Source organism: Sorangium sp. So ce185 (assembly GCF_051526825.1).
Taxonomy (GTDB): domain Bacteria; phylum Myxococcota_A; class Polyangia; order Polyangiales; family Polyangiaceae; genus Sorangium; species Sorangium cellulosum_D.
On record NZ_CP150316.1, the window covers coordinates 2193030 to 2215587 of the forward strand.

18 protein-coding genes are annotated in these 22558 nt (G+C 68.8%); 9 read left to right on the forward strand and 9 right to left on the reverse strand.

Features of this window, described 5'->3' with window-relative positions:
* Positions 1-6: 6 nt before the first annotated feature.
* The 3 genes from WMF26_RS08030 to WMF26_RS08040 all read right to left on the reverse strand — a co-directional run bounded on the left by WMF26_RS08030 (position 7) and on the right by WMF26_RS08040 (position 4011).
* A complete protein-coding gene (locus tag WMF26_RS08030) occupies positions 7-1023 on the reverse strand; it encodes a hypothetical protein (RefSeq protein ID WP_437999830.1) in 1017 nt (338 codons plus the stop codon).
* Positions 1023-3758: a DUF499 domain-containing protein gene (locus WMF26_RS08035; protein WP_438002386.1), complete on the reverse strand. Its 2736-nt coding sequence runs from the start codon at positions 3756-3758 to the stop codon at positions 1023-1025. The genes WMF26_RS08030 and WMF26_RS08035 overlap by 1 nt, the downstream gene beginning before the upstream one ends.
* Before the next feature lie 112 nt (positions 3759-3870).
* Entirely contained in the window at positions 3871-4011 is a 141-nt protein-coding gene (locus WMF26_RS08040) for a helix-turn-helix transcriptional regulator (protein ID WP_437999831.1), read from the reverse strand.
* Between the two features lie 675 nt (positions 4012-4686).
* On the opposite strand from WMF26_RS08040, the gene WMF26_RS08045 reads away from it, so the two are divergent.
* Both WMF26_RS08045 and WMF26_RS08050 read left to right on the forward strand, forming a co-directional pair.
* Positions 4687-5553: a hypothetical protein gene (locus WMF26_RS08045; RefSeq protein WP_437999832.1), complete on the forward strand. Its 867-nt coding sequence runs from the start codon at positions 4687-4689 to the stop codon at positions 5551-5553.
* Between the two features lie 559 nt (positions 5554-6112).
* The gene (locus WMF26_RS08050; protein WP_437999833.1) at positions 6113-6604 is read left to right on the forward strand and encodes a hypothetical protein; all 492 of its coding nucleotides are present in this window, start codon (positions 6113-6115) and stop codon (positions 6602-6604) included.
* Between the two features lie 9 nt (positions 6605-6613).
* On the opposite strand, the gene WMF26_RS08055 is transcribed toward WMF26_RS08050, so the two are convergent.
* Entirely contained in the window at positions 6614-7027 is a 414-nt protein-coding gene (locus WMF26_RS08055; RefSeq protein ID WP_437999834.1) for a hypothetical protein, read from the reverse strand.
* 161 nt (positions 7028-7188) lie between these two features.
* Here WMF26_RS08055 and WMF26_RS08060 point away from each other — a divergent pair, with 161 nt between their 5' ends.
* The 7 genes from WMF26_RS08060 to WMF26_RS08090 all read left to right on the forward strand — a co-directional run bounded on the left by WMF26_RS08060 (position 7189) and on the right by WMF26_RS08090 (position 16310).
* A complete protein-coding gene (locus WMF26_RS08060; protein ID WP_437999835.1) occupies positions 7189-7905 on the forward strand; it encodes a hypothetical protein in 717 nt (238 codons plus the stop codon).
* A gap of 108 nt (positions 7906-8013) precedes the next feature.
* Positions 8014-8493, forward strand: a complete 480-nt coding sequence (locus WMF26_RS08065) for an SRPBCC domain-containing protein (protein ID WP_437999836.1) — start codon at positions 8014-8016, stop codon at positions 8491-8493.
* 230 nt (positions 8494-8723) lie between these two features.
* On the forward strand, positions 8724-9086 hold the full coding sequence (locus tag WMF26_RS08070; RefSeq protein ID WP_437999837.1) for a hypothetical protein: 363 nt from the start codon (positions 8724-8726) through the stop codon (positions 9084-9086).
* Between the two features lie 24 nt (positions 9087-9110).
* Positions 9111-13010 carry an RHS repeat-associated core domain-containing protein gene (locus tag WMF26_RS08075; RefSeq protein WP_437999838.1) on the forward strand — a complete coding sequence of 1300 codons (3900 nt, stop codon included), beginning with the start codon at positions 9111-9113 and terminating at the stop codon, positions 13008-13010.
* 10 nt (positions 13011-13020) lie between these two features.
* Positions 13021-13944, forward strand: coding sequence for a hypothetical protein (locus tag WMF26_RS08080; protein WP_437999839.1), 924 nt, complete (start codon positions 13021-13023; stop codon positions 13942-13944).
* Positions 13945-14000: 56 nt separating this feature from the next.
* Positions 14001-14906 carry a hypothetical protein gene (locus WMF26_RS08085; protein WP_437999840.1) on the forward strand — a complete coding sequence of 302 codons (906 nt, stop codon included), beginning with the start codon at positions 14001-14003 and terminating at the stop codon, positions 14904-14906.
* 336 nt (positions 14907-15242) lie between these two features.
* Positions 15243-16310: an alcohol dehydrogenase catalytic domain-containing protein gene (locus WMF26_RS08090; RefSeq protein ID WP_437999841.1), complete on the forward strand. Its 1068-nt coding sequence runs from the start codon at positions 15243-15245 to the stop codon at positions 16308-16310.
* 12 nt (positions 16311-16322) lie between these two features.
* On the opposite strand, the gene WMF26_RS08095 is transcribed toward WMF26_RS08090, so the two are convergent.
* The 5 genes from WMF26_RS08095 to WMF26_RS08115 form a co-directional block, all read right to left on the reverse strand.
* Positions 16323-17249, reverse strand: coding sequence for a LysR family transcriptional regulator (locus WMF26_RS08095; protein ID WP_437999842.1), 927 nt, complete (start codon positions 17247-17249; stop codon positions 16323-16325).
* 196 nt (positions 17250-17445) lie between these two features.
* Positions 17446-18096, reverse strand: coding sequence for a glutathione S-transferase family protein (locus WMF26_RS08100; RefSeq protein WP_437999843.1), 651 nt, complete (start codon positions 18094-18096; stop codon positions 17446-17448).
* 465 nt (positions 18097-18561) lie between these two features.
* A complete protein-coding gene (locus WMF26_RS08105) occupies positions 18562-19320 on the reverse strand; it encodes a hypothetical protein (protein WP_437999844.1) in 759 nt (252 codons plus the stop codon).
* 60 nt (positions 19321-19380) lie between these two features.
* Positions 19381-20727: a DUF1552 domain-containing protein gene (locus WMF26_RS08110; RefSeq protein ID WP_438002387.1), complete on the reverse strand. Its 1347-nt coding sequence runs from the start codon at positions 20725-20727 to the stop codon at positions 19381-19383.
* 35 nt (positions 20728-20762) lie between these two features.
* A complete protein-coding gene (locus WMF26_RS08115) occupies positions 20763-22388 on the reverse strand; it encodes a DUF1592 domain-containing protein (protein WP_437999845.1) in 1626 nt (541 codons plus the stop codon).
* Positions 22389-22558 lie beyond the last annotated feature (170 nt).

The following is a 22558-nucleotide window of genomic DNA, read 5'->3' on the forward strand; positions in this document are numbered from 1 at the left end:
CCATGTCTATGCTCCACCCGTGCGCGAAAGCTCGATGAACGGCACCGCGACTTCGAGCAACGAGAGGCCACCGTGCGTGAGAGTTGGATAGCCGCCCTGGCTCTTCCACTTGCGACGGCCGAGCGCGAAGGTCGCGTCGGCGTGGGCGGTCTTCAGATGTAGGTCGAGTGGTGGCACCCAACTGCCCGGATCGGGCTGTTCGAGCTCGGCGAGCGCGGTCCAGCGTCCGCGCTTGAGCCGGTCCTTCAGGTAATGCGCCTGCGCAGGGTCGGCGGTGTCAGGGAAGTGCCCGCTCGCCGCGTACCCGTGGTCGGCCGTGATGACGAGGCGTCGACCCGTCGTGAGCGTGTGGACGAGGCTCCAGAATGCATCGCTCGTGAGCTTCTCGGCGGCCTCCCTGGCCAGCGCAGTGAGACCGTGCCCAGGCGCGCCGAGCTCGTGCAGTCGCTCGTCGGGCCAGTGGTGCCAGAGCAGCCAGTCCTGCGAGGCATTGATCTGCGCCGCGCAGTCCTCCCACGGCAAGTCGGTCGAGTCGGTCGTCGCGCCCGGGAGGCGTCCCTTGCTAGCCCCGCCGTTGTTCTGCAGCGAGCCGCGGCTCGCAAAGCCAAGGGCCTCGGCGAACGGCGTCGTGTCGGCCGGCAGCTCGGCGCCCGTGGCGCGAGCCTGATGGATCGTGTAGCCCCGCTCAGTGGCCCCCTTAAGGAGCCACGGCAATTCACGGAGCGAGAGCGCGTCGAGAACGAGCACGGCGCGCCCGGCGCCACGCTCGGCCCACCACGAGGCCAGGACGTCGGCCGTGCGAGGGACCAGGGCCTCGTAGGACTTCCACAGGTCCCATCCCGCCGTCGCGAGGAACAGGTCCGCTGCCCCGAGGTCGGCGTCGCGTTTGGTCACTTCCGAGGACGCCCTGTCGGGCGCGAGTGACGTGGAGCACGTGTTCCATGCGTGCTCGAAGAGCCGTGCCCAGGCGTCGGCCGGCGACGCAGCCTGAAGCTGCCGGAGAAGCGTGAGCGACAACGGCATCACTTCTCCTCCTTGTTCAGTGTCAGCTCGTAGGTGATGCCGTCGGGGAGCTTCTTCAGGAGATCGTTGAGTTGTGCGCCCGTGAGGTTCGCGACCTTGAGCTGGACATCCTGGACCTGCGTGCCGGTGGTGATGCCCCAGCTCTCCACCTTGCCGAGCAGGTTGAGCGCGGAGGTGGCGCCCGCCGTGCTCAACGGACGAACCGTCGTGCTCGGGCGGCCACCGAAGATGCCGCCGCCGGGCGGCGTCGCGATCGGACCCTGGCCCGCGCCAGCAGTCGCGCCAGGATCACCGCCCGTGACCGGCGGCTGCGGCCCGAGAGGAAGCTGGCCACCCGCGCCGCCGTTCGACGTCGTGACGACGGGCGGCTGCGCCGGCACCACACCTTCCGCGTGCGAGACCGCCTGCGGGAGAAGGATGTAGGTCTCATCGAGGTGCTTGCCGGTCCCGAGCTTGCCGCGCATGCGCTTCCACGCGCTGTCCTCGTTCTCCCCGGCGCGCACCTGCAAGTACTCCATGCCACGCAGATTGATGGCGATCTCGCCGCGCGCGCAGATTTTGACGAGCTTCTCCTTCATCAGCGTCTCTCCGAGCCACGGGATGCAGTCCTCGCCACCCGGCCGCGGCTCCTGCAGCTCGCGGAGGAGCTTGCCGACCGACTCGTTCTGCTGGGCAGCCACAAGGACGAGCGCGTCGAAGTCTTCCGAGACGAAGAGGTTCTTGGAGACGAGCACGTCGACGGTCTCCGGGATCTGCGCGCCCTCGGCCTTGTGGCTCTCGACGTGGAACGTGCACTGCGAGGGGTTTTGGAAGTTCCACGTGGCGAGGATCGCGAAACGATCGAAGCGGCGCTTCAGGACGTCGCGCAGCTCGCGCTCGTACTTCGTGTGCAGCTTCTTGAACTCGGGGTTCTGCGTCTTCCACTTCTCTGCGAGCTGCACCGCGCGCGCGAGCACGAGGAGGTGACGGTCGTAGAACAAGTTCTCGCTGCCGTCGCGCGGCAGGAGGAAGCGAACCGCGTTACGGCGCGTCTGCAGCCGCTCCTTGAGCCAGGTGCCGAGCTGCGCCTCGACTTTGTCCGGCGGTTCCGGAACGACGAGCAGCGGGATGCGGTCATCCCACTGTGCCGGCAGATCGCTGTCCTCGACGCCCGCCCACGGGTCGGTCGTCCAGCTCGCGCCGAGAACCACGACGCGAAACGCCTTGGCAACGCTCTCGGTGCCGCCGATGACGTAGCGCACTTCGCGCGCGAGCTGCTGCTTGTCAGAACCACCGACGAAGAGCTTGTCGTTGCGTGCGTTCGCGATGAGCTTCGCCTGCGGGTTCTCCTCTTCGCGGAAGACGAGGCGCGAGCCGTCCTGGTGGATGTTGAAGCTGTTCTCGACGATGGTGGACAGCTCGGCCGAGAAGAAGTTGTCGTCGATCGCCTTCGCTCGCGTGATGTCGACGTGGAGCTCGGCAGGCTCGGCGCCAGCGTTTTTGATCGACAGCGAGCGGAGCCAGAGCGCCCCCACGATCTCAGCGAGGTGCGGAACGTTCTGCGCCGGCTCCTTCACCGCGTCGAGCACGGCGCTGAGGTTGCGCTGCGCCTTCTCGCGAAGATTCGCGTGGTGCTGGTTCGAAACGGAGTCGAGCAGCGCCGCGATGCCGCTCTTGTCGTCATCGAGACGGAAGTCGGCTGCTGTAATGATGGGCGAGTTGGCGTTCCGTGACTTGAACACGTCGGCAAGGATGCGGATCAGGTCGCGGGTCTCCTGCGCCTGCGTCGCAACGAGCACCTGATCTTCGAGCAACGTCATGAGGTGCGGCGCGAAGGGCCACGCCTCGATGAAGTCGGTGCGGACACGCTGGTGCTCGGCGGGCGCAACGTCCGCGAGGCGAATGTGCTCCGAGAGGTGCGCGGAGAGCGCCGTCTCGATCTGCTGCACGGGCACCTGCATGCGGTTGTCGAAGAGGCGGTGTAAGAGGAGCCGCAGGCGGTCACGCCTCGCGTGCGGCCCCTTGAAGTCGATCTGACGCGGGTTAACGCGGTGGACCTGCTGGTACGCCTCGGTCTCGCCGTTACGGACCGAGATGACGAGCACGAGCAACTCGGGGTGCTCCTTGGCAATCTCGGAGAGGAGCTGGATGAAGTTGAACGCCCAGGTTCGCCAGGGGAACTGTTTGGTGTTTGTGAGGCCGTCGTACCAGGTCTGGAATTCGTCGAGGATGAGCGCTGTCGGAGTGTGCTTGAAGAGCTCGATGAGGAGCTTGTCACCAGGGATGTCGGTCTTCTTGTCGCCTTGCGCCTCCCACTTCCCCTTGATGTAGTTGCCGTGCGGATGACGCTCGAAAACGAGGTCCCACAGGAACTTGTAGTTCTGGCGGTGGAGGCTCTCGCTGATGACGTGTGTCTTCGGTCGCAGCTTTATCTCGCCGAGCTTCGGGTGGCCCAGGCGGATGGCCCACGCCTTGAGCCACTCCGAGGTGACCTCGGGGCTCGTGAACCCGTGGTACACGGCCGCTAGCAGGTGTGACTTACCTTGTCCGCGCTCGCCGATGAGCACGACGGGCTGGCCGCGCCCGGGCCCGATTGCCTCCATCGCTGAGATCACGTCGGCCGTCGGGTACGTGATGCCGAGGAACTCGGCGGTGCCAATCTGCGTCGCGCCCGTGTTGTTCTCGTTCGCGAGCTCGATAGCCGTGCCCTTGAGGCGGCGGCCCTGAAACTCCTCGCGCAGCGTCAATCCCAGCATAGTTCGGCTCCGTTCGGCAGATGGTGTACTCAAGTCAGTCGTCCTCCTGGTTCGTGCCTGTTCCGCGTGACTGCTCGGAGATCCACCGCTCCGGATTCTCGCGGGGGAACGGTCAGGAATTGCCGACCTTGAAGGCCGGGAGCGTTCCCTCATGGACCAAGCGGTAGAACGTGCGCTCGGTCACCTCCAGGTAGTCCGCAACGTCTCGGATGGTGAGGATGTCCTCGGGCTGGGCTAGTCCTCGCGCTGGCATCTGGCCGCACGAGGATACGGAAACACTTCCACCAAAACAACGCCAAGGACGAAATTTGAAGGCGATCTAGGGCATCTCCGCGCCCACGCCGCCCGCTGCACGGCCCACATCCCCGCGGGGGCCACCGCCCGGAGACGCCGCCGGCCATCAGCTCGGCGCCGTCGACAGCTTCGAGCGCCAGGACGGCGTCTTGAAGATCGGGCGCGGGGAGCAGCAGGTCGAGCAGCTGCGTCACCCGCGCCCGCGCGAGCGCCAGCATGCGGGCCACGGTGGGCTGGTCTGCGATGAGCCCCAGAAAGATGGCGTCCTGGACGGGGTGCGCGAGCGCCAGCATCCGGGCGACCTGGCGCCGAGTGGCGCATCGCCGCCGCCCCCGCCGCTCGCGCCCCCGGCCCATCTAGGCATCGCCCGATCCATCTGGACACCCGGCCCGCCCATCTGGACAGCGGGCGGGGTCATCTGGACATCCCCGTCGCCCATCTGGACAGGGGGCAGGCTCATCTGGACATCCCCCCGCCCACCCGGACATCCCACCCCGCCGCCTCCCCTCCCGGCTCCCCCCACCCCCGTCCAGACCCTGCTCCGTGCTGGACGCCCCTCCGACCGAGCTCATCCTTGCCGCTCTGCGTCGTGCCCCGACGGGTGCGGGTCGCAGGAGGAGGGGTCAACGTCATCATGGCAAAGCAAGCAACGGACTTCGATCGCTGGGTGAAGGTCGCCGCCAAGTCGGACCGGACCGACAACCCGCTGAACATCCCGTACGACATCGCCGTGCGCGAGGCGGTCGTCGCCGCGGCGTTCGTGAAGAAGTACTGGGAGCCCGAAGGCGATCGCCCGGGCCTCAAGCGGGTCAAGAGCCGCCTGCCCGCCTCGAGCAGCGAGGAGCTGCTCTCCATCGTGCACGCCGTGCAGGAGGCGCAGACGCGGCTGCTGCTCATCGTCGATCCGGCCGTGGCCGATCTCGGCGAGCGCGCCCGGTTCGTCGTCGACGAGCTCGAGTCGGCGCTCGAGTTCCTGCTCGACGACGACGTCGCGGAGCCCGCCGACACGCAGCTCGCGCGCATCAAGGAGTTCCACGCGCAGGACGGCCAGCGCTCGAGCGCCCTGTCGCAGGCGCTCCGCGACTACGCGGGGCTCGCGGAGTCGCTCAAGGACCGCCTTGTCGAGGCGGACGAGGCGTTCGACGTGCGCGTGATCGCCGAGGCCAGGAAGCTCGCGGAGGACCTGCAACGGCGAGCGCTGGAGGCGGCCCCCGAAGCCGGCGCCTCGGCCGCCGCGACCACGATCCGCAACCAGCTGCTGCGCCTCATGGTCGAGCGGGTGGGCGCCATCCGGAAGGCCGCGGCCCACGTGTTCCGGCGCCACCCCGAGATCGCCCGCGAGGTGACGAGCGCCTACGAGCGGCGCCGGCGCGCGGCGGCGCGGCGCGACAAGGCCCGCAAGGCCGCCGAGGCCGGACAGGCCAACGGCAAGCCGGCGGAGGCCAACGGCAAGCCGACGGCGGCGCCCGCGCCCGCGACCCCCGCGCCCGCGACCTCCTAACAGGACCCCGAGGTCGCCGGCGTCCACATCGGCGCCCGCGGCCGCTCCGCGGTCGCTCACGCCGCGGCGCCGTGCCCACGCTCGAGGAGCTCGCCCGCGACGTGGCCGAGCTCGACCAGGTGGCCATGGACGGCGACGGCCCCAAGCTCGCGCGGCGCTTCTACCCGAGGAGATGATCCACACCTCGTGAAACGTCTCGCCGCCTCGCCGGGGCGAGGCGCCCGTACCCTCCACGGCCCCCTCGGCGCGTCCACGCCGCTGCTGGGCGGCACAGCGGCCCGCCTCGCCGCCAGGGCTCCCCGCGACGCCCCTTGGCGCGTCCACGCTGCCGCTGGGCGGCGCCAGGGTGCCTACCACGGGGAGGTGGGTCTGGGGCTTGTTATCAAGAAAAAAGACGCTGCTGCGAGGGCCGGTCACGCCGGCCGCTCGATCGCAAATTCCCTCATCGGAAGGCGCATTCGGACCACCCTCGGCACCTCGCCGAACGCCGCAAACTACCCAGCGCATGGTCCATCCACGCTCGACCGGCTTTGGCCCGCGACTCGCATGCTCAAACATCATGCAGATCGGTCGGCTCATCTCCGCTGTCGTCTTTCTCCCGTGGATCGCTCCCTGTGTTGCCTCCTGCTGGATGCCACCATCGGAGGTGATTCCGGAGACCGAGGGCACTGCGAGCGAGCCACAAGCCGGCGAAATGGCCCTGTCGGAGGCAGACGGCGCGACGAGCGAACGAGAAGCTGCCGAGGCGATGGACGGCGAGGCTGTGGAAGAATCCATGGAAGCGTCGCTCGACGCGATCGGGCTGTTGAAAATCATCCGATGCAAGAAAGCCGATCGTGGCATCCCATGCATGGAGAAGTGTGCAGAAGCGGGGATCTCGTGTGCAGCGAAGCGACCTCATCCAAGGGATCGTAACGTCGCAGCCGGATCCCTAGGACAGTGCAGAAAAGAAGGCGTCTTCCGTGCTAGCAGTTGTTGGTATTACTATCCCAACGGCCAGCTTTGTGTCTTCGCCTTGTGGAGGTCGTTCTGTCGCATTGATAACGATTGATGGCGAAGGTTACTGATCGGGATCACGCAAGCCACGAACGGCTTCTCGCGCGGCTCGCTCCCAATCTGAGCCGAACAGACTCTCCATGCACTGGAGCGAGAGCCGGTACAGCTCGGGCGGCCGCTCCCCGCCAGCCAGCGCGGCGGAGCCCATCGTGTGAAGTCGGCGCATCCGCTCAACGTCCGCCACGGTGATGGTCGTGGGGCCCTGAACGCGCCCGTTCACATGCTCCATCATCGCCCACTCGGCGGCGACCATGGTGTTCTCCCACGCGGAGGGAGCCACCCCAAGATCGGCGTCGCAGCGCTTCAGCGCGCAGGCAAGAAGGTAGATATAACCAAGGGCGGAGACCTGGGCATAGACCGTCCATGCGAGCTCTTCTTCCAGGTCTTCCTCCGCGTCGGTCCGCTCCTCGTTGGTCATGGCGTGCACTGTACTTCCGTGCCGAGGGGCTGCCAGCTGCGGGAGCCGCTCCAGGCGCGCGGTCACAGGGGCGCAGAACGGCCGCAGGCACGCCGAACCGCTCGCTCGGCGCGAGCTCGTCGCGCGCGTACGCGTCCTGGCGCACGGCCGTTGCCCGGGCCTTGGCGCGCGAGCTGCCCGAGCGCGCTGGTGCCCGCCTGCCCGCCTCGAGCAGCGAGGAGCTGCTCTCCGTCGTGCACGCCGTGCAGGAGGCGCAGACGCGGCTCTTGCTCATCGTCGATCCGGCCGTGGCCGATCTCGGCGAGCGCGCCCGGTTCGTCGTCGATGAGCTCGAGTCGGCGCTCGAGTTCCTTCTCGACGACGACGTCGCCGAGCCCGCCGACGCGCAGCTCGCGCGCATCAAGGAGTTCCACGCGCAGGACGGCCAGCGCTCGAGCGCCCTCTCGCAGGCGCTCCGCGACTACGCGGGGCTCGCGGAGTCGCTCAAGGACCGCCTCGTCGAGGCGGACGAGGCGTTCGACGTGCGCGTGATCGCCGAGGCCAGGAAGCTCGCGGAGGACCTGCAACGGCGAGCGCTGGAGGCGGCCCCCGAAGCCGGCGTGTCGGCCGCCGCGACCACGATCCGCAACCAGCCGCTGCGCCTCATGGTCGAGCGGGTGGGCGCCATCCGGAAGGCCGCGGCCCACGTGTTCCGGCGCCACCCCGAGATCGCCCGCGAGGTGACGAGCGCCTACGAGCGGCGCCGGCGCGCGGCGGCGCGGCGCGAGAAGGCCCGCAAGGCCGCCGAGGCCGGACAGGCCAACGGCAAGCCGGCGGAGGCCAACGGCAAGCCGGCCGCGGCGCCCGCGCCCGCGACCCCCGCGCCCACGACGCCCTGAACATCGGCCGGCGGGCGGCGGCCCCAACGCCCATCACCCTGCAGGGTGACGCACGTCGGCAGACTCTCCGCTCTGGTCAGAGGATCGCTGACGCGATAGCTTGTGCGCGTGCGAAATCCAGCCGCCAGAGGTCGAACGGATACCGCGTCGCTCGTCGTCGCAGCCCGACCCGACGCGGTCTACCGTGCCTTCGCCGATCCCGACGCGCTCATCACGTGGCTCCCGCCCGAGGGCATGACCGGTCGCGTCCTCGACTACGACTTCCGCGAGGGCGGTCGCTACCGCATCGAGCTGACCTACGAGGAGGCAGCGCCCTCCGGCGGGGGCAAGACCACAGGGCGGACCGACGTCAGCGCCGGGCGCTTCCTCTCGCTGGAGCCGGGCAAGCGCATCGTCCAGTCGGTCGAGTTCGAGTCGTCGGACGTTTCGTTCGCGGGCGAGATGGTGATGACGTGGTCGTTCGAGTCGCTGCCCGCAGGGACCCGCATCACCATCACCGCGGAGAACGTCCCGCCCGGCATCAGCCAGGCCGACCACGACGCCGGGCTTCGCTCGTCCCTGGAGAATTTCGCGCGCTACCTGGGGTGATGCCTGCCTCTCGCGCGGAGCGACCGGACCGCCGCGACGCGGAGGCTTGGAGGGCCCCTCTCCCAGGCGCACCGCCACCAGCCGGGGCTCGCGGAGTCGCTCCAGGGCCGCCTGGTCGAGGCGGACGAGGCGTTCGACGTGCGCTTCGTCGCCGAGGCCAGGAAGCTCGCGGAGGACCTGCAGCGGCGAGCGCTGGAGGCGGTGCTCGGGCTGCCGGTGACACCGGAGGAGTGAGCAAGCTCGGGCCGAACGTCGAGCCCGCCGCTCGCGTCGATTGGCTGCCGGAGCCTTGCCGCTCGCGATCGCCCGCAGGCTCTACTGAGATCGCCCTCGAGCGGTGGCTGCGTGCCGAAAGCGCCTCGGATGCCGCCAGCGATGTCGGCAAGCAGCAGGCCTGTGCCGGGGAGGCAAGCGCGGCGGCGTGCGCAGGCGAAGACCCTTTCGCCGCGATGCTGCCTGGCGACGCCATGGAGGAACTGCGGACGCCACGGGGAGCGGTGGGAAAACGAGCGGCGATGAGGCTCGTGCATGCTGGCACGGAGGCGGCCGATGCCCGCCCCGTCCGGTGGTCGCCTGAGATCCTTGCCTCCTGAAGCCTCCGTTGAGATCATTCCGCCATGGCGCGCACGGCTCCTGTACCAAATATCCCCGCCATCCCAGGAATGAACCCCGGCGTTTTCGTCATGGGCGGCGGCGCGGGCGGCGGAGGAAGCGGCGGAAAGGGAGGCGGCGGGAAGGGCGGCGATCAGGGAGCCGGCGGCGGCAATGGGGGCAAGGGAGCCGGCGGCGGCGGGAAGGGCGCCCCGGACTACGAGAAGCACCCGGAATGCGGGTACGCATCGCACCCAGTCGACGTCGTCACCGGACGGGCGTTCACGTACCCGATCGTGGACGTGCACCTGCCGGGGCCCCTGCCGCTTCTCTTCCGACGGATGTACTCCACGACCATGGCGGCTCGGGACACGGGCCTTGGCTTCGGCTGGGGTCACACCATCGGCTGGGAGGTCGAGGTGCGCCGGCGGAGTCTCGTGGTTTGGAACGAGCAAGGCATGCCCGTCGAGTTCCCCATGATCCGGCCGGGAGACGAGGTCGTGGGCCCCTTTGGCTGGGCGCTCCGCCGAGAGACCTGGGGGTTCGTGGTCGATGCAAATGACGACGTGTACCGCACGTTCTCCGAGCGCGACGAGCCTGGTCTCCGGTACCGCCTCAGCGCGATCGAGGACCGGAACAAGAATCGAATCACAATCATTTATAAACAGGGTAAGATCGCGTCGATCGTCGACAGCGCCGGGCGGAGCCTCCGTGTCCGCACCACCCCTGAAGGGCGCATCGCCTCGATCGAGACGAAGAACGCCGTGGCCGGCGGCGTATGGCTCACCTTCGCGACGTACCGGTACGACGGGCACGGGAACCTCGTGGAATGCAGGGACGCGGACGGCTTCTCCTCACATTACGAATACGATGAAGAACACCTGCTCACGAAGGACACGGATCGCGCCGGTCTCACATTTTATTTCGTGTACGATAGGCACCGGCGCTGCATCGAGTCGTGGGGCGAGTACCCCGGCCAGCGCGATCTGAGCCTGGCGGAGGGCCTGCCGCAGGTGCTGGCGGACGGCCGGACACGGGTCAAGGGCATCAGTCATTGCAAGATGGAGTACCTCGACGACGGGTACAGCGAGGTCGTGGACTCGGCGCGCGTTCGACGGTTCTTCGGCAATGAGCACGGCCTACTCGACAAACGCGTGGAGGGGCAAGGCGTGATCAGCTGCACGTACAACGCCGCGGGTCACCTGACCAGCCGTACGGACGAACTCGGAGGAACGACGCTCTACGAGGTGGACGCCCGTGGTCGGCTCACGCGGCTCACCGATCCGAAGGGGTGCAGCGCCCTCATCGTGCGCGGCGCTTACGGCCTGCCTGTCGAGATCGTTGATCCTGCGGGCGGCGTCACGCGGATCGAGCGGGACCAGCGGGGCAACCCCGAGCTCGTCGCGGATCCCACGGGCGCGATTACGTCGTATCGTTACGACGAGCGTGGGCTTATCAAGGAGATCATCAATTCACATGGGCACTCCACGCGCTTCGATTACGACGCGCACGGCAACATGACCGCTGTCTTCGAGCCGAGCGGCGCGGTCACCCGGTTCGGCTACGATGCGCTGGGGCGCAGGATGTCGGTGACCGATCCTCTCGGCGCGGTTGTCCGCTTCTCCTATTCAGGCCGGGGCGATCATGTCGCGACCTACGACGAGCTGGGCGGCGTGACGCGATACGCTTACGATGGTGAAGCCAAGATGACGCAGATCGCGTGGCCCAGCGGTCGCGTCCGCTCGTTCCGATGGGGAGGGTACAACAAACTTTGTGAGATCGTGGACGAGGCAGGCGGGGTCACGCGCATGTTCTACGATCTCGACGGGCTTCCGGTGGCGCTTGTCAACCCGAAAGGAGAGAAGCACCACTACGAGCACGACGCGAGCGGCCGGCTCGTCGCGGAGGTGACATTCGACGGCGTACGGAAGAGGTACCGCCGCGATCTCGCGGGGCGGCTCGTCGCCGTCATCGGCGAGACGGGGGAAATCATGGAGTTCGTCCGCGACGCCTCCGGCATGGTCGTTGAGCGGCGCTACGTCGATGGTACGACAGAAGCGCTCGAGTACGATGAGTGTGGGGATCTCGTTCGGGCCGTCGGCCCGGACGTTGAGGTGCAGTTTCAGAGGGACGCCGCAGGGAGGATCCTGCGCGAGACGCAGTTCGTGCGCGGAGAGGCGCTCGCGGTCGCGCGCGGACGAGAAGGTCGCGCGCACGTAACGATGACGTCGCTCGGCCACACGATCGCGATGACGGAGGGGCCAAATGCTTTCGTGCGCCGCTACCTCCTGGGTGAGGCGCACGAGATCGAGAGCCGCTCGGACGTCTATGGGCGCGAGGTCGAGCGGATTTTACCCGGAGGGGGACGGCTGGAGAGCGTGTTCGACGCGATGGGCCGCCTCGCAGAGCGGCGAGCGCGTAGCCCCTTCACCACCCCCGCCGTCGCGCCAGGCCACCCCGAGTGGGTCGGCTCGCGGGACGGAGGGCTCTCCGTGCGCCGAGTCCACGACTACTCGCCGGGTGGCCACATACGGGCGGACTGGGATCTGCGCCACGGGCAGACCCGGTACGAGATGGATGCGCTCGGGCAGCTGCTCTGCGCCGTTCGCGAGCGAGGCCGAGAGGATCATTACGCGTACGACGCCACAGGCAACATCGTCCGCGCCGGGAGCACGAGCTCGGTTTTCGAGCGAGGCAACCGCCTCGTCGCGCGCGGCACGACACACTACCAGTATGACGACGTCGGTCAGCTGATTGAGAAGTCCGCGGTCGGCGACGACGGCGCGAAGCGGGCCTATCGATATACCTGGAGCTCCGCCGGCCGCCTGAGCAGCGTCACCTGTCCGGATGGATCGTTGGTGCAGTTCCTCTATGACCCTCTCGGCCGTCGCCTCGAGAAGCGTGTGTTCGACGCCCCATTAGCGGGAGCGCGGGGCGCGCACCGCTCGACCACCAGGTTCGTCTGGGATGGCGCGGCGGTCATACAGGAAATCAAGCGCTCGGCCGACGATCTGGGCAACCCCGTCATCGACGATCGAAGGTACTGGGTAGCGGGAGATGGCCCCGTCGTGCTCGCTCACCGCGATGTGCGCTGGGACGCCCGCGGCGCGGCCGTCGGCGAGTGGGTGCACTATGTGAACGATCCGAACGGAGCGCCGACGCACCTCGTGGATGCTCGTGGCGCCGTCGTGGGCGAGCTCTCGCGTTCCGGGCTGGGCAGGACGGTGCCTGCCCCTGGTTCCAAGGTGCGCACAGCCGTTCGCTTCGCGGGTCAGTACGAGGACGAGGAGACGGGCCTCCACTATAATCACTTTCGCTATTACGATCCAGACACGGGCCGGTACCTGTCGCACGACCCTATCTCGCTGCGTGGCGGACACAACTTGTACCGTTATGTGCGGGATCCCAACACGATGACAGACCCGCATGGCCTTGTCCCCTGTCAGTGTGTCATGATAACCAACAACGGGCCTCCGGAGCGGCTGGTGGGACAGGACCCCAACGGCAATAACCTGTACGCGTGGAGGCGCAACTCTGGTGGCAGCCCACAGAACGTGCACCCGGATATCTCGAACCACATTCCCCCCGCGGACCAGCTGCCTCAGGGCTCCACGGCGAGCCCTGATCAGCGAGGAAAATGCGCAGAGCCGGCGGCGCTCACCGATTATCGCAATTGGCTCGCGACGCAGCCGAACCCCGGCAACGCGACCATGTTGAATCGGATCCAGCAGGGGGTCGTCGCCGTCGTGCCCATGAACAAGGGCGGCCCGACCTCGGGGAGCTACAAGGCGCCGTGCGACTTCTGCGGTCCGACCCTCAACAACATGGGATTGTCGAACCGGGTCATGACGCCGCAGGCCGCCGCGCAGGCCATGCCCAACATCGCCCAGGTGTTCACAATCCAGAACGTGCCCGTGTTCCGCTGACAGACCGCCCATGCGACCTCCCCTGCCTCTGCCCCTGTTTTCCCCGCGCGCTCAGCAGTTCCTCCTCTCCGCGGAACGCGACGACATCGCACGCGATCGCGAGAGCGTCTCCCGCCGACTGGCCGAGTGCTATCGGCCGCTGTTCGCTGCGGCCATCGATTTCGAGCACGTCTATGGGGGGCTGTCGTGGGGCGAGGACACCCTCGGGATCTACTATGACGAACCGATGCGCGACGAGAGCGACCCGCTCGACCTCGACGGCACGATGGTGCCGATCGGCAGCGAGGGGGTCTGCGGACTGTTCATGAACGAGGCGGGAGAGGTGATCACCCAGCCTAACGTCAGGAGCGCCTCGATCGAGAAATACATCGAGCAGCGCGCGTTGCTCTCGGCCGCGGAAGCGCATCGCGCATACCGGGTCAAGGTCCGCCCCGCGACGGGCGACGCCCTCGCGGCGTCGCTCGGTCTCACCGTCGTCTCCGAGGCGACCGACGCGTATCAGGCCTACTTCGCTTCGGGCGGCGTGCTCCTGCGCCACTACCGGCAGCCGGAGGTGTACGAGGCGCGGGCGGACCTCGTGCTCGCCCCCTCGCTCGAGCACGTCGCGGCGATCCTGGAGTCGGCTGCCCACGTGGTCGGATCGCTCCGCGTGAGCGTCCACCGCGTGGGGGCGACGGTGGTGCGCCTGTCCGCCGATGAGGAGTCGAGCATCCCTCCTGCGGGCTCGTGGAGCGCCGCCCCCGATGCCGTCCGCTTTGAGTACGGCGACGAGGACGACCACCACGATGGTACCGTGTGGGTCATCGGCGCGCGCGGTTCGCGACGGATCGAGCAGTACCAGACTACCGCCGAAGGACGGCTGCTCAGCTGGACCACCTACGAGGATGGGAAGGCGACCCTGCGGCTCCCGTCAGGAGCGCCGGCGAGCTCCTGACACGAGCCGCGATTGGGGTAGGGCATGCGGCAGCACCGCCGCCGGGAGCGACACAGATGAGCAAGGCACGCCGGCACACTGACCGTCCGATCCGGCTCGCCGACAGCGCACGCAGGCGGCTGAGCCCGCACGCGGTCGAGGTCTTCCAGGAGCTCGACCTCCGCTGCGACCCCGAGCACACCACGTCGCTAGACGCGCTGCGGGCCCTGCTCGAAGCGCGCGGGCTGCCCGCCTACGAGGCCGCGCTCGAGCTCGAGGGCCTCGCCGGGGGCGCGCCGCTCCCGCCAAACAAGCGCCTCGGCGTGTTCGCCTCGCTGAAGGCGCTCGAAGGCGGGCGGCCGCTCGGGCCGGAGAGGCTGCCGCGCGCGGGAGGCAAGGTGCTGCTGCCTGTCGTGGCGAAGGGATACCCCTCCATCTGGATCGGCGAGGGCGGCACGGTGTACCTGGTCGACACCGAGGCCGCGGGCGTGGCGCCGGCGTTCGACGGGCCGGCGCAGTACCTCGAGGCGCTCGCCATCGAGCTGGAGACGGAGCCCTGGCCGCCCGAGCCGGAGCGCCTGCAGTGGCACCACATCAGCGTTGCCGGCCTGGTCGGCGCCGCGCTCGCCGAGGTCTTCTCCGCGCCGCCGTTCGCCCCGGCCTCAGGGGCGCACGGGGTCGCGTGGCTGCGCGAGCACCTCCACATCGTGGAGCAGAACACCCCGGGCTTCTTCGTCGGCACCCGGGTCACGACCACCGACGCCGACGAGGCCGTCGCCGCCCTGGAGGCGGCGCTCTCCACGAACCTGGAGGTGCGCTGGTCGGGGCCCCAGCGGCGGCCGCGCGCGGGGCAGCGGCCTGTCCTGTCGTTCACGTTCGCGATGGGGCAGAGCGCGCCCGACCGGGAGGCCGCGGTGTGGGGCGCGCCAGGCGACTACCGCATCGCCTCGCGGAGCGTCGACGAGCCGTGGCCGTTCCGGTGAGAGCGTCATCCCTCCTCCGCAGGCAGCCTGCGGGCTGAGGCGCTCGCTCCACGCTCGCTCCAGCGCCCGCGCGCGGGGCCCCCCGGCGCGCCGTCCATTGATGCGCCGGCGGTATCAATCGGCGCGCCCCGCGTATTGGCGCGCGCGCGCCGACCGGTTCATACGACGCCACCGTCGTTCGAAACCCAAGGCACCGCCCGCCCGGCGAGCACGCCGCTGCGAGCACGCCAGCAGGGCGCTGCCCGCGCGGCGCCCCTCCGCCCGCGCCGAGGCTCGAGCACGTCCCGCGAACCAGCGGCCCGCGAGAGCGGCCCCATGCCAGCAAAGGATGCATCCATGAAAGCTGCCGTGTTGAAGGCGTTTGGCTCCCCCCTCGCCATCGAGACCTTGCCGGACCCGATCCTGGGCACGGGGGAGGTCATCGTCGATGTCGTGGCCGCCCCTGTGGTCTCCTACGCGAACGAGGCCTTCAGCGGCGCGCGGAACTACCTGCTGGATCTGCCGCTGGCGCCGGGAGTCGGCGCGGTCGGCCGGGTGCGCGCCGTCGGACCGGACGCGACGCGCCTCGCCCCCGGCGACTGGGTTTTCTGCGACCCGACCGTGCGCTCGCGCGACGACGCCGTGTCTCCCGACATCCTGCTGCAAGGATGGACCGCGGCGGGCGAAGGTGGCCTGCGGCTGCAAGCGCACTTCCGCCATGGATCGTTCGCCGAGCAGATCAGGATCCCGACCGAGAACGCCCTCCGCATCGGCGCGATCGACGCGGCGGACGCCGCGCGATGGTGCGCGCTGAACGTGCTGCTCGTGCCGTATGGCGGGCTCCTCGCGGCGAACCTGCAGGCGGGGGAGACCGTCCTGATCAGCGGTGCCACCGGGAGCTTCGGCAGCGCCGGCGTCGCGGTCGCCCTGGCGATGGGGGCGGGCTGCGTCATCGCGCCCGGCCGGAACGAAGCGGCGCTGGCGACGCTGGCCCGCCGCTTCGGTCCGCGCGTCCGCACCGTGAAGCTCCTCGGCAGCGAGGAGGATGACCGGAGCCGCATGCTGAAGGCGGCGCCGGGCCCGATCGACCGCGTGCTCGACCTGCTGCCGCCCTCGGCGCCCGCGGCCGCGGTGCGCGCCGCCGCGCTGACGGTGCGGCCGCACGGGACCATCGTGCTGATGGGAGGCGTCGCGGCCGGGCTGGAGCTGCCTTATCGGCACCTCATGCGCAACTGCATCACGCTGCGCGGCCAGTGGATGTTCCCACGCGAGGCCGCCGTCCGCCTGATCGGGCTCATCCGGTCCGGTGTCCTGACGCTCGACCCGTTCGACTTCACGGAGTTCAGCCTGGATCGCGCGAACGAGGCGGTCGCGCACGCCGCCGCCAACGCCGGTCCCTTCAAGATGACCGTGCTCCGCCCGTGACCTGATGCCGTCTCAGGCGAGCGCCGCGGCGTCGCCGCCGAGGCTCGACGCGACCTCCACGGCGAGCCGGACGAAGCGCGCGACCTCCTTCGAACGACAGGTGTCCGGCCACGCCACGTACAGCGTGCTCGCCGAGATGCCGGCCATCCTCACGTACTTCACGTCGCGGCGCGCGTAGAGCGAGGCGCTGGAGGCGGGGACGAACGCGATGCCCTGGCCCAGCGCCACGGCCTCGAGGAGCTGGCTCGCGTCGTGGACGACCGGGCCGCGGGGCGCATCGTCGGCCCTGTCGGCCGCGGCGCGGTAGGCGGCGAGCTCCGCGCTGGCCGCGGGCCACACCGGCACGGGATCCCGCGCCAGATCCTCGCGGTGGAGCACGCGCCTGCCCGCGAGCGGGTGAGCCGCGGCGAGCGCGACGCAGCGAGGCTCCGTGAACAAGGGCTCGGCGTCGATGCCCGGCGCGGTGATGGGGCCTCGCAAGAACGCGACATCGGCGCGGCCGTCCGCGAGCATGGCGGTCTGCTCGCCCCAGCCGCTGACGAGCACCTCGAGGCGCACCTGCGACCCTGAGCGCTCGTGATGATCGACGAGCCGGCGCAGCAGGCGCCCGCCGTTCCCTGGCTTGAGCGCGACGGCCAGGTGGGCGCGAGGCTGCCCCGCGCGCGCCGTGCGGCGCGCCGCGGCCGCCATAGCGTCGAGGACGTGGCGCGCTTGATCGAGCAGGACGACCCCCGCCGGGGTGAGCGACACCTGGCGCGTCGTCCGGTTCAGGAGCCGCGTCCGCAGCTTGCCCTCGAGCTGCGCGATCGCCCGCGAGAGCGGAGGCTGGGCCATGCCCAGGCGCTCGGCGGCGCGACGGAAGCTCCGCTCCTCGGCCACGGCGATGAAGCGCCGAAGCTCGGCGGGATCGAGATCGAGCTCCACGGACACGATGGACATCGTACCCCGGCCGCCTCCGCGCGCAACGGCGGTGGGGGCGGTTGACCCAGAGAACCTTACGCGATCCGCATCCCTCCGGGAAATTGACGCTGTATCAGCAACCTATCCATGCATCGACGATGAGGCTGCGCCAAACCATGAAGACGCTGGCCCAATCAGAACGCCGATGCCGGAATGACAGAGGCCAAGACGCTCGTCAGCCCGACCCTTTTTCTGTTCTCTTCGCGTCGGCCGCCTCGAAAAGAGCGATCTGCTCGGCCCGGGCTTTCTTGAACGCGGGGCGATCGGTGACTCGAGTCACATAGGCCTCGGTCGCCGGCCGATCCCCGAAAGAGCGGACGTCCGGGATCCGTAGCACATCCGCCATCAGCAGGTCTGCGACGGTGAAGCGGCCGGCCGCGAGCCACTCTCGCTCGCTCAGCACCTTTTCGAGCTGGTCGAGGCGCTTGCCCAGCCATCCGGTAAGTTTGTTCTGCGCATCGCCGCACATTTTCAGGAACCACCACGGTACGCTGACCATCTCAATCGAGTTGAGCGCGGCGATCGTCCATTGAAGCGTCTCCGCTTCTCCAGCCGGATCGCGCGGCATCAGCTTGTCGCTCTTCCGGGCCAGATGCAGCAGCCCCGCGCCGCTCTCGAAGAGCTCCAGCTCTCCGTCGCTCAGGAACGGAACCTGGCCAAATGGCTGGCGCGCGAGATGGTTGGTCTCGCGATCATCGAACGGGATCGTCTGGACTTCGTAGAGGAGACCGGCCTCCTCACACGCCCACCTCAGCCTTAGATCACGCACAAAACCACGAGGCATTCCAGGCACCCAGTCGTAGGTCCAGATGGTCAGTTTGCTCATTGCAGCAAGCCTTTCCTGTGTTCGTCGGCTGGGAACAATTCTCAGCGGGGCGTGGCCAATATTACACAGCCAGTGAGCTCGTTGGGTCTGTCGGTCTTTGTAGGCGGATCCGTGGATCGCACTTTTTGTGCCTTATGTCAAATGCCGGTTCAGCCTACGGCCTGAGGACGCTCCATGTCGTCGGACAGCAGCGGCAAGGCCCCGGCAGCGAGTCCACGCGAGCGGCGAGCTCGACGTTCGGCCGAAGCTTGCTCGCCGCTCCGGTGCCACCGGCAGCCCGAGCAGCCGACCGATTGCCTCGCGAACGACCCGCGCCGCCACCTCGTCCCCGAGGCGACGGCGCGGCTCAGCTACTTTTCCAGGAGGGAGGTGGAGCGCGTGAGGTGTTCTAGGTCAACCCGCGCGTGTTGCGTGGTTGTACGGTGAGACGGCCGCTACGAGGAGCTCATCCCGCGCGGCGCACGGTCAGGGCTGCGCCGCCTCGACCGACAGCACGTCGAGCTGGATGAACTGACCGATGAACGGCTCGGGTGCCGGGGGGATGCCGTCCACGACGAGGTGCTTGAAGTTGGCGATCTCGACGGCGTTTTGACCGTCGCCGACGAACGTCACGGCGGCTCCGCCCCGAATCGGGATGGTCTTCGTGTGGTCGATGATGAACGTGTCGTGGCCTACGGTGGGGTTATCGTTGAGATAGTAGACCTCGGGCGGATCGGAGACAGCGAAGCTGTAGATGTTGTACGTCGGGTTGCTGGGCGAACCGCCGACGCGGAAGTGCATGCCGTCGGATGTGCCGCCCTGGTACGTCATCGGCTCGACGACGCCGCGCAGCCGGACAGTCACCTGGTAGGTCGTGTCGGGCGAGCCGCCGAACGTCCTGGTCTCGTCGACCCGCGCGGACGTCGAGCACTCGTCACGGTTGCCTGGGTCCTGGTCGCACGGCAGCTCCCAGCGAAAGCCGTCGATGCTGGCGGCCGCGGCGCGCGGGTCCTCGCCGCCGCTGCCGCCGGCCCCGCCGCTGCCGCCGGCCCCGCCGCTGCCGCCGGTCCCGCCGCTGCCGCCGGTCCCGCCGGAGCTCGCGCTGCTGGAGGCGCTCGTGCTGGCGCCCGTCGCAGCTCCCCCGCCCGAGCCCCCAGCGCCCGTCGCGCTGGAAGTCGCCTGGTTGTTCGCGGGCGGGTCGGCCTCGGAGCCGCAGGCGAGAAGGACCATCGTCACAGGGATCACGAGCAGAGAGATTCTCATTTCACACCAGTCCGGCGAGTGCGCCGCGCCTCGTTCGAGTGGCTAGGTCAGGTTGGTGAGCGGCCCGGTGCAGTCCCGCGGGTCGCCGAACGTGGTCCGGGTGTCGCCGAACAGGTTCAAGATCGAGACGAGCAGGTTGTTGTGCGGGAGGTTCGGGTACCGGAGCCAGCGCCCGGTGCGCAGGCCGCCGCCGCCGCCGGCCAGCAGGAACGGCATGTCGTTCTTCTTGTGCGACGGCGGATCCGACAGCTCGGAGCCGAAGAAGACGACGCTCTCGTCGAGCAGCGAGTGCCCGCCCATGTCGATCTTCTCCATCTCCTGCAGCAGATAGAGGTGCTGCTTCGAGTACCAGGTGCAGATGGCCTCGCACTCGTTCGGCCTGAAGCCGCCGTCGTGCTGGTAGAAATGGTGGTGCTCGGTCAGGTTGAGCCAGGGGAAGGTGTGCTTCGCCTCGGTGTCGCTCCACTGCAGGGTGCCGACCCCGGTGATGTCGCAGGCGAACGCCATCACCATCATGTCCGTCAAGAGCTTGCCGACCTTGGGGATCGCCGCGTCGGTCGAGGTGTCCTTGATGTCGCCCTTGTCGTCCGCGTTGAGCCCCGTGCGCGGGTTGTAGTCGGACGTGTCGACCCTCGTCGGCACCTTGCACGCGCTCGTCTCGACCGGGATGTTGCTGAGGCTCTGCTCGATCTCGCGGATCTTCGTGAGGTGCTGGTCGATCTTCTGCTTGTCGGCGGCGCCGAGCTGCCCGGACAGGGTGGCGTAGCGCCGGTCGAGGAAGTCGAGGATCGATTGCTTCCGCGCGAGGCGACGGGCAGCGTCGTTGCTGTCGTTCGGGTTCAGCGTGCCGAAGAGCTCGGTGAAGATCTCCACCGGATCGAGGCGCGGCGGGATCGGCTTGTGCGGCGCGTCGTTCTCGAAATTCGCGGCGTTCATCGGCGACAGCAGGCCGTGAGACTTGCCCGTGGCCCAGCGCAACGCGATCTGGATGCTGGCCTTCGCCTTCTGACCGGCGGAGATCCGGGCGGCGATCACCTGATCGATGGACGGCCCCTTCCCGTAGCCGCCGTTGTTGGAGCCCTCCTGCGACGTGCCCGTGAGCCAGGCGATGATCCCGGCCTGGTGCTGCTCGCCGCGCGCGCACTTCATGTCGAGGCCGTCGACGACGATCAGCCGGTTCTGCACCGGCGCGAGCGGCGCCAGGATGGGGCTCAAGGTGAAGCTCGTCTCCGAGCCGGTCGGCCTCCAGCGGTTCAGCACGGTGCCGCCCGGCGTGTAGACGGCGAGGAAGCGCTTGGCGGGGGCGGGGGCCGCGTGCGCCGGGCGCTCGGTGCCCATGATCTCCAGCCAGGGGAGCGAGACCGCGATGGCGCCGGCGCCCCGCAGCATGGCACGTCGGCTCAAACGAAATTTCGACATGACCTTCACTCCTGTCCTGAAGCCAAATAGTGGAAAGCGTCCGTCTGCGTGAGATCGATCAGGAGCTGTTTCACGTTGTACCCGGACGCCTTGAAGGCGGTCGTGACAGCCTCTTCGGTGCACTTGTCCTCTTTGCGCAGGGTGAGGCCGTAGGCGAACTCGCTCCAGCGCTTGGCGAAGCAGTCCTGCACCTCCTCCGACGCGGCGAGCTTCTGCACCAGCTCGATCGGCCCGCTCACGTCGCCCAGCGTCCCCGGGACCGTGCCGCTCGGGTCGATGACGACGTCGTTCTCGGTGGTGCGGTACAGCCCGACCGCGTCGTAGTTCTCGAACGCGAAGCCGACCGGATCCATGAACTGGTGGCACCCCGCGCACGCCTTGTCCTGGCTGTGCTGGCTGAAGCGCTCCCGCGCCGTCTTGCCGGAGTACGGATCCGGCGGCTTCACCTGCTCCAGGATGTCGCCGGTGGGGAGCGGGATCATGATGCACATGAGCTTCTGCAGCACGAACGAGCCGCGGGTCACGGGGTTCGTGTGGTTCGAGTGCGTCGTCCCGGCCATCAAGCCCGCCTGGGTGAGGAGGCCGAGGCGCTGGGTCGTGTCGAGCTCTACCTTCTGGAACTCATCGCCAGTCACGCCGGAGACGCCGTAGAACGCCGCGAGCTGCTCGTTCATGAACGAGTACGGGGCCGTCAAGATGGACGGCCATGTCCCGCCCCCCTCGAAGACCTCGTGCTCGATGAGCCGCTGTGTCTCCTCGCGCATCAGCGAGCCGATGGTGCGCGAGAAGGTCGGGTACGCCTCCGCGTTCCGCTCGAGATCCGCGAGGCTGCTGATGGGGAGCAGGTTGTCGAAGAAGAACCGGATGGTGGGCCGGGACCGGGGATCCTCGAGCATGCGCTCGGCGTGCTTGCGCACGCCTTCCTTCGTCGAGAGCTCACCCGCCTGCGCGGCCGTGCGCAGCTGCTCGTCGGGCGTCGTGCCCCAGAGCATGTACGAGAGCCGCGTCGCCATCTCGTCGCCCGTGGGCCGGCGGAGCTCGGGGCGCTCCGGGTCGGGCATGCCGCGCTCGATGCGGTAGAGAAAGTCCGGCGATTGCAGCAGCGCCTCGATCACCGTCGCGACGCCGGTGGCGAACGTCGCGTCGGTCCTGCCGACTCGGTACAGCGCGAGGAGCTCGTTCGCCTCGCCGTCGGCGAGGGGCCTGCGGTACGCGACCGGGGCGAACCCCTCGATGATCGTGCGCGCGCACGCCTCCTCGTCCGCCGCCGCCACGTTGCGCGCGCAAGGGGCGAGCTTCGCGAGCGCCTCCGGGGTGGCGGTCGCGCGCTGGGCGACGCCCTCCGCGACGGTGCTCAGCTGCTCGGCAAGCAGGCTCGAGACCGACAGCGTGTCCGCGTCGTTGCCGAAGCCGTTCCCGACATCCTCGCTGGGCAGCGAAAAGGCGGGGTTTGTCGTGTCGCCCAGGAGATCGCGGACGGTGTTGTTGTACTCGATGCGCGTGAGCCGCCGCAGCGGCGCTCGCCCGGGGTACACCACGCCGTCCTTGCACGCGAGCGGGGCCCCGGTGGTGGGATCCTTGACGTCGTCAGGATCGGTGCCGGGCTCGTCGCCGGAACCAGCACCACCCACGTTTCCGATGCAGCCGCTCGCCAGGAGCAACGCGGCCAGGATCGCCGACCGAGAGCCTCGGAAAGGACGCGCCTGCTCGTGATGTGAGGACCTGGACATCGTTGTCGCTCCTCGCCCGCTCCGGGCATGCTGAAGTTCTCTCATCGAACAACAGGCTTTCTTCACAAGAG